The following is a 13,803-nucleotide window of genomic DNA, read 5'->3' on the forward strand; positions in this document are numbered from 1 at the left end:
TGAATGCATGAAAGCCCTTTAACACATAGATTCCGCAATCTTCATCAGAACTTCTTTGGACGTATCCTTTCCGATAATTTCATATTGGAGCGCCTTCCCATTAACACTCTCTTCAATCCAAACCAATCGCTCTGTTTCGTTATTCAAAATATAAAATGCTTCCACACCACGTACCTTGAGTTGCTTAACATTGTTCATATCATTGTCAGGCAACTGGATTCGACTTTTGGTCGTCCCAAAGATGTTAAGTTTAAATGTACCATATTCTTGATACGTGATACTGATACCCACAAGCTTCTTATTTGGCTTCAAGTCTCGTACCACCACATTTTTCCTTGACACTTTACTTTCTTCGACCATTTCATTGATTTCATCTGATGTTATATTATCAAATCCATAATAGACATGAATGGCATGCACTTCTGAATGAGCCGGAAATTTTGGTTGCCACGGAGAACATTGTTCTTGTAACTGTTTGAAACCATTGTCCCAGGTAATTGCTGCATAATTGGTCTGTTGTGTAAATTTGTTCTCTGTAGTATCAGCAGTGTAGATTGCCTTCCCATCACCTGGTCTTAAATCCAGTATGACCTTATCAATGACATGATCATTTCGAAGTGATTCAATTTGAATTTTGCCAAGTACATCTCCACCTTTATTTTTGATTTCCATATGCTCTTTACTCCTTTTTGTTGATTTGGGATAATGATTCTTGATTACGCACCATCCATACTGGTAGGTCTGACCGCCTTTACTTCCGAAATTTCTGTATGACCGAGCCCGAATAAACAATTCGAAAATACACTGTTATATGATGTTAGTGTCTTATTTAAACATGCTCATCCTGATTTTATCCTGAGATGCATGTAAAAAGAACTCTGTTTTCATGTATAGAGGATGGACCGGGTAATTTACGTCCCTAATGTTACCTCTATAATTCAATTTATTTACGACAATGGCATGTGGGTACTTTACTGCAAAATCTCGTTGACGTTCCACCCCCACATCCAACTTCCCCCAAGCGAAAAAAACAAATTCATAATCATCTAATAATTCTCTGGATTTAAACATCAAATCTTCTAATCCACTCATGTTTTTTGCAGATTTTTTAGCCTTATCACTATTTTTCTCGCGAATGTTAAATATATTTTCGATATGAATGGAATATTGATTTGGGAACGCAAGTTTATTATGACTATAGGCTTCTTGGATCATTCGCATAACCTTTTTCATTGTATTATCAGGCTTAGTAAGAACGGGGATTTCAGTTTCGTATTCGGAATTTTCGAGCAAACCAAAGATATTTTCGTCCAGTGGTCTCGCATCTCCAGGGTTCATCATGACAACTAGGCCAATGACTTTTCCAGGACCACTCACAGAGTGAAACTCCGTGTGGTGTCTGAATATTCGTATTTCTTCATTTACTTTCTTGGATATAAAATGAGCGTAGGTTTCCATAATCACGTCTCTCCTCTTTCGCCATTTTCTGATAACATCTAATAGATTCTTTCCTTCCGAATAAAATACCTTTATTCGTTCTAAGAGCTCCACTGTCATTGGTGGAGACAGCATAATAATGACGACGACAAGAGCAGACACCGAAACAACCGTAACTAACTTAGACAGTACAGGTAATTCCCACTTGATTTAAACAAATATTAAATGATACATTATGTATCAAAGACAGGTGGATGGAGAGGTGTTAGGTAGTGAAGTTGAACACGAGTGTACTGAATGGTTTGCGATTATTATTAGCATTATGGGTGGTTTGTGGACACTTCTATATTGTTATTGGCGGAAAAAATTTCATCGATATTCCTTTTATTTCAAGTCTACTGCAACAGCCTATAATAGCTGTGAATGGCTTCATGTTGGTAACTGGTTTCTTGATGACTTATCACTACATTCTCAGGGAACAAAAAGAACCATTTCTCGAGGCACCCACAGGAATAAAATTTATATTACGCAGATTGTTCAGACTTTACCCCGTATACTTCATTGCCATTATTGCAGCCTTTTTCCTTGTTGAGAATATGTATTTATTAAGGAAAGAAATATTGGAATTTTTCACTGGGAGCTCAATCACTGTTTTTGGTGCTGAGAGCAAATTAGAGACCCCAACATTGATTGGAATGTTCTCTCATTTATTCTTTCTTCATGGGCTGATTCCCCACCAGGATAGTACGATACTATCAGTAGCATGGAGCTTATCACTAGAAATGCAATTCTATATTATATTTCCGATAATCTTTGCTATCCTATTTAGGAAACAAACGGGTCTAAGATTTAGTATAATAACTCTCTTCTCTGTTGCGTTATCGGTATTATCTCTCAACTATTTAAAATCATATTTTGATATGCCTGCAGCCCTTTTCTTTAGAATGCCCGTGTTCATCTTGGGTATGATGGTTGCGGCGGCAGCCTTGAAAAAAATTAAATGGAGATTTGTGACACTTAACGGGTTGATTATCCTCGCAATGGAGGATAAATTGACAATTATCCTAACTGTCGGACTCATTTTCTTAATGTTCTATGAGAATTTAAAGTATATTTTACCTCGAAGTATTTATTCAATCATATCATTTTTTGCTGGACTCTTATCGAATAAATTGTCTAAATTCGGCGCCGACATTTCGTATTCACTTTACTTGATACATATGATAATAATGCCCTTCATAATAAAGTTCTTCATAAATTTCAACTATTCTAAACTTCTTACAGCGGGGTTGTCTTTTGTGTCATTATTAGCTATAACAATTACCTTGTCATACATTCTGTATCTGTATGTCGAAAAGCCGTTTATTGTCATGGGTAAGAGATTGGTTGGAGCATTACCAAGATCGGCACGCATACAAGCTGAAAATTTCAACTGAGTTATGATCTAACGCGAATGAATTGTATTTTAGTGAAGAAGCTTCAACCCTTTTTGGGTACGATTTTTCCACTAAAATATAAAGCTCCTGGTAGAGAGTTCCTCACTATTTTAATGGGGGAGGGTTGTCCCCTAAGAAAACAAATAGAAATATATAATATGTATAAATACATAGAGAGCACTCCAAAAACGGAGTGCTATTTGTGTTAAGACATTAATCCAAGTTCTCCTTCTTTATTAATCTTTAACGAAATGTATAGTTAATTATAAATATCACTTGTGTCATCCCAAGGGCTTCAGATGGTACCATTTCTCATCTAATTGTGTGAAACCTAACTATGTGCTGTATTAGCTTTTCAAGCCAGCCATAGACAATATTGTTGTTGACGTCGGCATACTATTGGATGTTTTTTGGAGTTTATCTGTAATGAGTTTGAAAAACAAAAAAGAAGGCCTTCTTCTCCCCAAATAGGAAATCAGACGATCTTCAGATGCTTTGGAGCGTATATGACGTTGTAAAAGGTAGAGCTTAACGTGGCTTGTACGATGGCAAGCCGCTTAATGATGAGGTGCTGCGCACACTGGGTGCAGCACCTTCTTGAGACGCACCGCGTTCATTAGCGCGTTGCTCATCATTGCAGCATCACAAGCGCATTGCCGTGATGCATGCAAAAAAAGTGCCACGGCCACAAACTCGTGGCACTTTCTCCCCCTGCATGCCGCCAATCGGCCATGCAGCTCACCCCAATGCCGCTGCACCTACATGGCAGCGGCTTCTTCTCCCAGCGGCAGCGTGTAATACTGCGCCTGCTGCCCTTCATGCTGCTGGTACACAACGACCAGCAGCGTCCGGCCTTTCGCGGCAAGCGGGCTGGCGCCAGCTAGCACACGCTCAAGCCGGAACGGAAGCACATCCAATACGGTGTGCTTCTGCAGTTCCTTTTCGCCGAGTCCAAGGTCGGCGAAAGCACGGGCACCCATGACCGTCTGTGCGGTCATGGCCGAGGTCATCGGCAACGCACGCGAAGCGTTGCCGTCCACCCCGTCCGCCGCTCCATCCGCGGCGGACCCTGCTGCGTCGCCCAAAGGGAGCGACGCAGCACCATCGCTGCCGATCACACCCGCCGCATCTGCGGCAGAGTCTTCCCCGGCAGCAGCCGAACTTGCCCCAGCGGCACTCACACTTGTCCCGCTGCTTTCCAGCCATGCGGTGCCTGTGGCACCGGCAATGCGCGGCAGGCGAACGTCTTCCGGACGCTCAGCCAGCGTTTTCATATAACCCGCCCACTGGTCTTTCTGGAGCGGATCTTCCCACCAGATTTTGCGTGGTTTGTATTTGTGGCCGAGGAAATAGTCCAGCTTCATCAGGCCGAGCACGATATCCATATGCGGCGTGTTGCGCGACTCCAGGAAGCTATGCAGACGAGTGAACAGATCCTCCAGCTGGTGACCGATCTTCTGCCAGCCCTGGCCCTCCCAGTAATCCCCGAATGCCTGGAAGAAATCAAACGGCGAGTCAAATTCCTGCTCCATCAGATACTTCAGCGTATGGTCCATCCGATGTGCGTTCCAATATTTCTCCAGTACATCTTCCAGCCGCTTCAAGCGCACGATGTCGCTGAACGGCAGCACGTCACTGCCCAGAATCTCATATGGTGCGTGATCCATGTACGTGTAGTTGTACTTCTCCGCATCCAGACGCAGACCTGTACCGCGCAGCATTTTGAGGAATCCGAGCTGAAGCTCTTCCGGCCCCAGGGCAAATACATCGTTAAACGTCTTGCGGAACGTATTGTAATCTTCCTCCGGCAGTCCGGCGATGAGATCCAGATGCTGGTCGATTTTTCCACTAGCTTTCACTTTGTTAACGGTACGACTCAGTTTCGAGAAGTTCTGGCGGCGTTTCACCAGTTCATTGGTTGGATCATTCGTAGACTGCACCCCAATCTCGAACCGGAATGTACCCGGAGGCGCATTCTCTGCCAGATAGTCCAGTACCTCGGGACGCATGATGTCAGCCGTAATTTCAAACTGGAACACCGTCCCCTGATGATTCTCGATCAGGAACTTGAACATTTCGAGCGCATAGTCCCGCTTGATGTTGAACGTCCGGTCCACGAACTTAATCAGCTTCGCACCCTTCTCGATCAGGTACAGAATGTCCGACTTCGTCCGCTCAATATCGTAATACCGCACGCCAACCTCAATACTGGACAGACAGAACTGACAACTGAACGGACAGCCCCGGCTAGTTTCAAAATAAACAACGCGTTTACCGAGATCCGGGATATCCTCTTCAAAACGGTGCGGTGACGGCAAATCGTTCAGATCCGCTTTTGGCCGTCCTGGCATGAGAATGACCTCTTCCCCTTTGCGATACGCCAGTCCATACACAAAATGAAACTTCTTGTCCCCCTCCAGCTCCGTCAAGAGCTGATGCAGTGTTTCTTCCCCTTCACCCATGACGATGAAATCGACATTGGGAATCCGGTTCATCCAATACTCCGTGTCGTAGGACACTTCCGGCCCGCCCAGCAGAATTTTGACATCAGGCATAACCTTTTTCAAAATATCAATGACCTTAATCGTCTCTTCAATGTTCCAGATATAACACGAGAACCCGATCATGTCAGCCCCACGCTGATACAGATCGGACACAATATTCATGACCGGGTCCTTGATCGTATACTCGGCCAGCTCAATATCAAAATCCTTCTCACTGTACGCCTTCAGACACCGCAAGGCCAAGGAGGTATGGATATACTTTGCATTTAATGTAGAAAGAATAACTTTCATGGTTCACAACCTTTGCCTGGACTTCCAGACCATATTTTTTGGTAAAAAGGAAAGCTGCACAGCCATCCTGCCCCGGATGCTGTTCATACAAACCTCTCTAATGATAGCCATTCCACTTCTCATGGACATATCAAGGTTTTGTCTTTCAAAGAGTGGACACTCTTTTCAAAAAGACATATACATCCCGCCAAACCCAAAACACAATATACAGTATTTGATTCGCACAATCAAACTACATGTTGTATACGCTACTGTTTGCCATATCTAATACCAATGTCCACCCTTTGGAAGACAATCCGCCTTCTTTTGTCCACCCTACAGAGACAATATATCCAAATGTACCTTGTAAAAGTCCTCATTCGTTTCCCATCTGTGGTAAGTCTCAATCGCGTTGTATTCACTATCCACTATATACAAAACACTGATACCGAACGATTCCCCATATTCATGGACGAACCATTCCTAAATCTAAATACATATATCTCATCTATTTGAACACTTGAACTTGAACTTTACACAAACGAAAGCATACATCCATCAACTCACTCATACTCGTAAAACGCATCGTCATCCGTATCCACATCTTCGCCCGTTTGCTTCTGGAAAAACTCCAGGAACGGCAGTCCGTACTTGCGGTACTTCACCTCACCGACCCCTTTGATATCCAGCATGTCACGTTCTGTCTGTGGACATACCACACTCATCTCGCGCAAGGTCGCGTCATTGAAAATAATGTACGACGGCACATGCTCTTTCGCCGCCAAATCACGACGGATCAGACGCAGCTGCTCAAAGACCGTCTCGTTAACTGCAGATGGCATCGAATCGCGTCCGCGACGTCCGCCGTAGTTCGTACCCGAAGCGGTTGCAGCCGTCTTGCGGACCACCCGCTGCATCACTTCACGTTGGCCTTTCAGCACTTCCACCGCAAGTGGCTGCAAACGAACGACTGGATACTGTCCCTCGGACAGCATCAGATATCCTTCCGATACCATGACGTTGATGATCTCCGCGATCTCACGTTCTGTACGATTGCCCATTACGCCATAGGTTGGCAGGGAGTTGAAGCCGTAATCGAGCACTTTTTTGGCACGGGAGCCTTTGAGCACCGAAGCGACCAGCGATACACCATATCGTTCACGCATGCGGTGAATGCAGCTGAATATTTTCTGCGCATCAATCGTCATATCCACCAGCTCGCGGTCGTCCGTACATGAACTGCAAATGCCGCACGGCTTGTCCTCATGCACCTCACCGAAATAATCCAGCTGCGCACTACGCAGGCAGCGCGTCGTGTAACAATAATCTACCATCTGCTGCAGCTTCCGGTAATCGTTCTGCTTGCGGTCGCCCTCCATCGGGTTCTGCTCAATCAGAAACTTCTGAGTAATAATGTCCTGTGCTCCGAATAACAAAATGCACTGGCTCGGCTCTCCGTCCCGTCCCGCACGCCCGGCTTCCTGCACGTATGCCTCCATGTTCTTCGGCATGCTGTTATGAATAACATAACGGACGTTGGATTTATCAATCCCCATCCCGAAGGCATTCGTAGCTACCATTACCCGGATATCATCGTACAAAAAAGCTTCCTGGTTCTGGGCCCGTTCATCGTCCGTCATCCCGGCATGGTAACGTCCTGCTGGCAATCCCGCCTGCAACAAACGCTGATGCAGATCGTCCACGTCCTTACGGGTCGCGGCGTATACAATACCCGGCTCGCTCGCATGCTCGCGCGCGTAATTCAAGACAAAATCCTTCTTGCTCTCGCCGCGCAGCACGCTGAACGCTAGATTATCCCGCCCAAGTCCGGTCACATACGTCTGCGGGTCCTGCAAACGCAGCAGCCGCAGAATATCGCCCATGACCTCGGGCGTCGCCGTTGCCGTAAAGGCCGCAACCACAGGCCGCTCCGGCAAACTGTCCACAAACGGCGCTACCGCAAGGTAGCTTGTCCGAAAATCATGTCCCCACTGTGACACACAGTGGGCCTCATCCACAGCAACGCATGAGATTGGCAAATAGCCCATCTCCTCGCGGAACCAGTCCAGCTCCAGTCGCTCAGGCGCGACATAGAGCAGCTTCAGCTCACCGCGCTGCGCCGCGCGGATGCGATCATTCACTTCTTTGCCGCTGAGTGTACTATTAATATAGGCGGCTGCAATACCAGCCGTGGTCAACGCATCGACCTGGTCCTTCATTAACGAAATCAATGGGGAGACGACAAGTGTAAGTCCCGAATATAACAGAGCGGGGATCTGATAACAGATCGATTTCCCGCCTCCGGTTGGCATAATGCCCAGCGTATCTTCGCGTTCGAGCAGGCTGGCTACGATCTTTTTCTGTCCCTCACGGAAGTCGGGGTAGCCATAATATTTTTGCAGGAGACCCTGCGCTTCTTCTAATGTAGGTGTTTGCACACTCATGTAAAGACTCCTTACTTATCACCGGTGTTCTTCCACCAGCTTGGTCCGATCCGATTCTGACATCCGAAAGCGGCATAAGCCGCATCCTTGACAACAAAATGGCGTTCTCATGACTTGTCCGTCAAGCAAACGCCGCTCCCTTTAGTTTAACGGCCCAGACCCGATTGAGCAACCGCGTTTTAATGAAAACGATCTTTGGTAAATAAGTAACAGCGGTATCACCTTCGCTATCTGAAAGATTGCAAGAAGAATCAGGTCTGATTGAACATTCTAGTAAAATAAAAAAACAACCGCCTGCCCTTTTGGGGACAAGACGATTGTTTGGATTTAGCGTGCAATTGCTAGTCTTTCAGCGCCTCAACTTCAGACTCTGTTAGACCGCTTGTTTTAGCAATGACTGAAACTTCGATGCCAAATGAAAGCATATTTTTTGCAATCTCAAGAGCTTTTTTACGTTCACCCTTCTCCGTAGCCCACTCAATCATTGAGGCTTCATCATGCAAATACTTCTGTCGTTCCTCGTACAGTCGACGCGCCTCCCGATCCTGACTCAGAAACTCCAGCGTATCCATCGCTTTCTTCAATGTAGGTTCATTCATTTGCAGCACCTCCCAATTGGATTTGTCAGCACCTTTCAGGAACAAAAGCCAGTTAATCAGACCACCTTCCATCGGAAGGGATTGATCATCCAGCTTGGACAGCTCCATAAAATGAACTTCGAGATCATCACTCAATTCAAGTCCAGTATGGTCTTCCCTCAGATGAAATACATTATGATAGCGCTCATTTGTGATAAATGAGTAATTTAGAATATTAATCGTCACACACTTTTTCAGTTCCTTGTACGTTTGGCCTTCCTGCAACTGACTGGAATAACGCTTGCTCCAATAGTATAGGGTTCGTTTTTCAATATCGTATTTATTAAACAACTGCATCTCAATGTTGATCAATTTACCTTCAGCTGTTTTCGCCCAAATATCAAATATGGACTGTTTATCCAGCGGAGCATCTTTATCGGTATACGGATTAAGGAGTACAATCTCCGTCAACGGCTGTTCCCCCGATTCTGCAAACGTTCGGTTCAAGAAGACCAGCAGCACATCTTTATTTTCTTCACTGCCAAAAATACGCTTGAAAACAAAATCGTTCCGAGGATCGAGTAAATCAGACATCTGACCATCAACTCCGTTTCTTACTATTATACCATGCTTGGTGTGCTTAATTGCAGCATCAACCACCTTTATGTAAGTTAAACATTCCACGTAAAACTACTCACTCTTGCGGCTTCTTAAATACCCAAGTTTGTTAACAAAGTCTTTGTCCTCCCTCTAACTTTATCCTCAATTGAATAAGGGTTATTTTAACTTATTTGTTATTAATTAATACACATAATGTGTTACCATCGATTAACGAATTACTTACAGAAAAGATATTTACATACCTACATATCCATTTTCCACATCTCGTTCGAACCCACTGCCTTTAAAGGAGGCCCGTTTTAGTATGGAACAACATGCACATGCTAGTGATTCTTCAAACGTTTCGAAACGCAAGCCTTGGATACGTCGACATCCGATATTCACCGCATTTACGTTATTGATTCTGGCCCTGTTTGCCACCGTGTTCCTGTATTTCATGCTTCGCCCTTACTACTCCACGTTTGATCGCTCTGAACAAGGGGAACTCGCCTACACGATGCCATCTCCAAATGGAGAGTATGTCGCCGAGATGTACGGTGTGCCTTATGGTGGTGCGGCAGGTGGAGTCACAATCTGGGTGGATGTGAAGAAGATCATTGCCCCGGACGTGCTCTCAGTAAAGACCATATATCGAGCTGAACATCACGGGGCCAACCACCTTGAATGGAAAAATGAAAATACGCTCCGGATCGAAAACCGGAACGAGTACAGCGATGATAGCATTACACTAAACATCGATGATGAAATCTATGACGGTTGGGGCTGGGCATGCCGGAGCCTGCGCATGAAGGATCAGTACGTGCGGTGCCTGGCACTTGAAAAGTAGAAAATACAAATAAGCAGCCCCACTCCCCATCTCTCATGGCCCAGCGGGGCTACTCTTGTTTCACATCTAGAACGGATCAACACTACTCTTGCTCTTGCTCTTGCTCTTGCTCCTCCAGGCCCCTGTTCCCCTTACTCAACACCGCTTCAATCTTCCGCCGATTGGCGAGCAGGCCGGGATCATTCGGCAGATATTCCCTTGCTTTGCCATTATGCAGGATCGCCTGCTCCCAATTGCCCATGTGAGCGTAACAAAGTGAGAGCCGGGCATGGGGCAGCCAGGTGCGGCATGCCGCAGGCACAGGACGCAGACCCGGATCGTGGCTGCTGACATCCAACGCTTGCATATACCAGTAGATGGCGGAGACCAGCTCCTGCCGCTCCTGGAAACAGGCAGCGATGGCGCAGCAGAAGTCGGCATGTGGCAGATCGAATTGAAATGACTGCAGCAGCGCACCCAGCTTCCTTCCCGGCTCGCCAAGCCGCTCATAACATTCCGCCAGACGCGCGCAGGCAATGAGCCGATCCTCGCGATAACCGCTCGGCTCCAGCAGCAGCTTCGCGTACGCCCGAACCGCCGCCGCATAGCGCTGGCGGTCGAAGCATTCGCCTGCATAATAGAACAGCAGGCGTCCCTGGGCTGCGCCCTCTTCGGCGATCCATTTGCGCAGAATGCGCACGTTTCGCGCCGAATGATGGCCCGCTTCGCGGCGGTGCGTGACGGCAATGTCTGCCGTGATGACCCCGCCCTGCGGGAAGTCCAACTGCTCGTGCAGCCGGCCATGCCAGCGGCACCCCGCCCCCCGCTTGACGAGGCGCAACCGTCGGTCCGTCACAAGCGGACTTCCCTCCGGCCCCTCGGCCAGCGTATAGCTCAACATCACAGCCGCCGTCTCACCGCCGGACGGCAGCTGCTGCTTCAGCAGCTCCAGCTTCGCCCGATCAGCGGGAAGCAGCACATCATCCGCGTCCAGCCACAGGATATACTCCTGCGTAGCCTGGTCGAATGAATAATTCCGCGCGGCGGCAAAATCGTCCTTCCACTCATACGTGTAGACACGGTCGGTATACTGCGCGGCGATCTCGATCGTACGGTCGGAAGATCCGGTATCTACAATAATAATTTCGTCCGCGATTCCGGCGACCGAGTCGAGACAGCGCGCAAGCGTGCGTTGTTCGTTCTTCACAATCATACACAGACTGATGGTGATCACGGTTTAAGCCCCTTCCTGTCTTGCGCGTATTGCTACAGTTGTGTGACTGCCTTACTCTTTTCTACGTACTTGTCACTTGCCTACTTGGCTTCCTTCCTATCTTCCTGCCTGCCTCCTGGCTTTACCTTGACCTTCACCCTCAAGCTTCAAATTCATCCAATTATCATCCGTTACCCTTCTCCGTTCTCTTGACGACGCAGACGTTTAACCTGCTCCACCGCATTGTCCAGAGCTTTCTTGCGCTGATTCATAAGGCGAAGATGATTCTTCTCCACCTCGGCAAAATGTACATGATCCAGCTCCATCCATTCCGTCAGTTGGTTCAGGGTTGGTGACATATACAGCTGCGTTTTCCGCCGCTTGCGTGCCACGCAACATAGATATTTATGATGCACTTCCAGCTTCAATACTTCAAAATACGGCAGCAGGCACATCGCCAGATTACCGGCATAGAACGTCTGCTTGTGATCGTAAAAGGGATGGTAACCATACGGCACAGTCACAACCAGGGTTCCCTCCTCCTGCAGCAGTCGGTGAATTTGCAGCAATAACGTCTCCGGATGGGCAAAGTGCTCCAGCACCTCGCCGAGCAGTACCGTATCAAAGGTGGTTCTGGCTTTCCATTGCGTAATATCCAATAAGCGAAAATCCACATTGTTCCGCACGGGTCTGGACTCCTTCTCCAGTTCCGCTCGCGCGTATTGTATACTCTCTTCTTCCAGATCAATTCCGGTCACCCGAAAGCCTTCCCGCGCCAGCAAAATGGAAGTGACTCCCTGGCTGCACCCAACATCCAGTATCCGCTTGCCTGTCGCTTCCCGGCACATCCAGTGAACACGTGTACGTGTAGCTTCGTGTGATTCCTCTGAATTGATCTCGCCATAATAACGCTCGTTTACCCGATCATGATTCGCCATGGCTGCCTCCAAAATTTTCGTGTGAGTGTTTCAGGTGTTCACGGTCTGCCTCGATTTGGCCTGACAATCCCTGCTCATCCCCATCCACCGTCTGATCTACACGCATGTTCTCATGAACTTGCATGTCATGTACTTCCTTCACACCTTGCACCACATTCACATCCGGCCGAATCGGCTGGCCGAGCACCACAATATTTCCACCCACACAGCCTGCGGTTGCGTTACGTGTATCAAAGACCAGCTTCGCGTGGTCCGCCATCTCCTGATAATTGAAGCCCGTATGATCCGTCGTAATCATCACCAGATCAGCCCCCGCCCACAATGCTGGTGATGCTGGTTGAGCATGAGCAGTCGTGCCATCATCCTTGCGGAAGACAGATACCATCGGATCGGTGAAGACCACATTTGCCCCAGCTGCTTCCAGCAGCCTGAAGACATCCAGCGCTGGAGATTCACGCAGGTCGTCGATATCTTTTTTGTAAGCCATACCGGCCAGCACAATGCGAGCTGCCTGCATCGACGAGCCATTCTGTTCGAGCAGCTCTGCAGCACGCTTCACAACGCGTTCCGGCATTTTCCGATTGGTCGCATCCGCAAGCGTAATGAATTGCAGCTCCGATCCCTGACGGCCAGCGGCCCAGGACAGATAGATCGGGTCAATTGGAATGCAGTGCCCACCAATACCCGGACCCGGATAGAACGGCATATAGCCAAAAGGCTTGGTCGCCGCAGCGTCCAGCACCTCCCAGATGTTTACGCCCATTTGCTCACAGGCGGGTGTCAGTTCGTTCACGAGTGCGATATTCACACTGCGAAATGTATTTTCGAACAGTTTGGCCGTCTCCGCCACTGTCGTTGAACTAACGGGAACGATTTCGTTCAGGAACGAACCGTAGAATGCTTTTCCATAGGACAGACAGGCTGGCGTGGAGCCGCCAATGATCTTCGGTGTATTTTTTACGCCGTAATGCACACTTCCCGGATCTACCCGCTCTGGAGAATAACAGACATGGAACTGCTGCCCTACTTTCCACCCTTTCGCGGCCTCAATCGGCTGCATTACACGCTCCTCAGTGGTGCCGGGATACGTGGTACTCTCCAATATGACAAGACAGCCCTCCTGAAGATAAGGCGTTATGCCATCCACGGCTGCAGCGATAAATGAAATGTCTGGCTGGTGATCCGCGGTCAAAGGCGTAGGCACACAGATAACAATGACGTCGGCCTGCGCTACTGCGGCGTAATCCGTGCCCGCCATGAATAATCCAGCCTGAGCAAGGGATTGTACAGCCTTATCTTTAATGCCGATAATGTAAGAATTTCCGGCAGTCAGCTTAGCGACCTTTGCTTCATCGATGTCAATCCCCTGCACCCGATACCCCGCCTGCGCCATCTCGACTGCCATGGGTAAACCGACATATCCCAGACCGATGACGGCGGCTTTCAGGGAGCGGTTGTTTATGTTTTGAAGCGTGGTACGTTCCTGTGTTTCCTTATTTCCACCCAACTTGCTGCTCTCTTCCATTCCTTCCGCCTCCAAACGGTCCGCCTCCCTTC

At 47.9% G+C, this 13,803-nt stretch carries 10 protein-coding genes; 2 read left to right on the top strand and 8 right to left on the bottom strand.

Annotated features, from left to right (window positions below):
• Positions 1-18 precede the first annotated feature (18 nt).
• Positions 19-672, bottom strand: coding sequence for a DUF4367 domain-containing protein (locus QP794_RS04130; protein ID WP_285075066.1), 654 nt, complete (start codon positions 670-672; stop codon positions 19-21).
• 153 nt (positions 673-825) lie between these two features.
• The gene (locus tag QP794_RS04135) at positions 826-1,458 is read right to left on the bottom strand and encodes a DUF1643 domain-containing protein (RefSeq protein WP_285075067.1); all 633 of its coding nucleotides are present in this window, start codon (positions 1,456-1,458) and stop codon (positions 826-828) included.
• Positions 1,459-1,709: 251 nt separating this feature from the next.
• On the opposite strand from QP794_RS04135, the gene QP794_RS04140 reads away from it, so the two are divergent.
• Complete coding sequence (locus QP794_RS04140; protein ID WP_285075068.1) at positions 1,710-2,873, top strand: acyltransferase family protein; 1,164 nt, start codon at positions 1,710-1,712, stop codon at positions 2,871-2,873.
• Between the two features lie 758 nt (positions 2,874-3,631).
• On the opposite strand, the gene QP794_RS04145 is transcribed toward QP794_RS04140, so the two are convergent.
• The 3 genes from QP794_RS04145 to QP794_RS04155 all read right to left on the bottom strand — a co-directional run bounded on the left by QP794_RS04145 (position 3,632) and on the right by QP794_RS04155 (position 9,263).
• Positions 3,632-5,668 carry a B12-binding domain-containing radical SAM protein gene (locus QP794_RS04145; protein ID WP_285075069.1) on the bottom strand — a complete coding sequence of 679 codons (2,037 nt, stop codon included), beginning with the start codon at positions 5,666-5,668 and terminating at the stop codon, positions 3,632-3,634.
• A gap of 542 nt (positions 5,669-6,210) precedes the next feature.
• A complete protein-coding gene (gene recQ, locus QP794_RS04150) occupies positions 6,211-8,091 on the bottom strand; it encodes a DNA helicase RecQ (RefSeq protein WP_285075070.1) in 1,881 nt (626 codons plus the stop codon).
• 341 nt (positions 8,092-8,432) lie between these two features.
• Positions 8,433-9,263, bottom strand: a complete 831-nt coding sequence (locus QP794_RS04155) for an Rpn family recombination-promoting nuclease/putative transposase (RefSeq protein WP_285075071.1) — start codon at positions 9,261-9,263, stop codon at positions 8,433-8,435.
• Between the two features lie 331 nt (positions 9,264-9,594).
• Between QP794_RS04155 and QP794_RS04160 the strand changes: the two genes are divergently transcribed.
• Positions 9,595-10,116, top strand: a complete 522-nt coding sequence (locus QP794_RS04160) for a DUF5412 family protein (protein ID WP_285075072.1) — start codon at positions 9,595-9,597, stop codon at positions 10,114-10,116.
• Positions 10,117-10,198: 82 nt separating this feature from the next.
• Here QP794_RS04160 and QP794_RS04165 read toward each other — a convergent pair whose 3' ends face one another.
• The 3 genes from QP794_RS04165 to QP794_RS04175 all read right to left on the bottom strand — a co-directional run bounded on the left by QP794_RS04165 (position 10,199) and on the right by QP794_RS04175 (position 13,786).
• Positions 10,199-11,308, bottom strand: a complete 1,110-nt coding sequence (locus QP794_RS04165; protein ID WP_285075073.1) for a glycosyltransferase family 2 protein — start codon at positions 11,306-11,308, stop codon at positions 10,199-10,201.
• 191 nt (positions 11,309-11,499) lie between these two features.
• A complete protein-coding gene (locus tag QP794_RS04170) occupies positions 11,500-12,246 on the bottom strand; it encodes a class I SAM-dependent methyltransferase (RefSeq protein ID WP_024629412.1) in 747 nt (248 codons plus the stop codon).
• Complete coding sequence (locus QP794_RS04175; RefSeq protein ID WP_285075074.1) at positions 12,233-13,786, bottom strand: nucleotide sugar dehydrogenase; 1,554 nt, start codon at positions 13,784-13,786, stop codon at positions 12,233-12,235. The genes QP794_RS04170 and QP794_RS04175 overlap by 14 nt, the downstream gene beginning before the upstream one ends.
• Between the last annotated feature and the right edge of the window lie 17 nt (positions 13,787-13,803).

Source organism: Paenibacillus sp. UMB7766-LJ446 (assembly GCF_030226665.1).
GTDB lineage: Bacteria > Bacillota > Bacilli > Paenibacillales > Paenibacillaceae > Paenibacillus > Paenibacillus vandeheii.

Coding starts and splice junctions, on each gene's coding strand:
- QP794_RS04130 (WP_285075066.1), bottom strand. CDS start 672: ATGGAAATCAAAAATAAAGGTGGAGATGTACTTGGCAAAATTCAAATT.
- QP794_RS04135 (WP_285075067.1), bottom strand. CDS start 1,458: ATGGAAACCTACGCTCATTTTATATCCAAGAAAGTAAATGAAGAAATA.
- QP794_RS04145 (WP_285075069.1), bottom strand. CDS start 5,668: ATGAAAGTTATTCTTTCTACATTAAATGCAAAGTATATCCATACCTCC.
- recQ (WP_285075070.1), bottom strand. CDS start 8,091: ATGAGTGTGCAAACACCTACATTAGAAGAAGCGCAGGGTCTCCTGCAA.
- QP794_RS04155 (WP_285075071.1), bottom strand. CDS start 9,263: ATGTCTGATTTACTCGATCCTCGGAACGATTTTGTTTTCAAGCGTATT.
- QP794_RS04160 (WP_285075072.1), top strand. CDS start 9,595: ATGGAACAACATGCACATGCTAGTGATTCTTCAAACGTTTCGAAACGC.
- QP794_RS04165 (WP_285075073.1), bottom strand. CDS start 11,308: ATGATTGTGAAGAACGAACAACGCACGCTTGCGCGCTGTCTCGACTCG.
- QP794_RS04170 (WP_024629412.1), bottom strand. CDS start 12,246: ATGGCGAATCATGATCGGGTAAACGAGCGTTATTATGGCGAGATCAAT.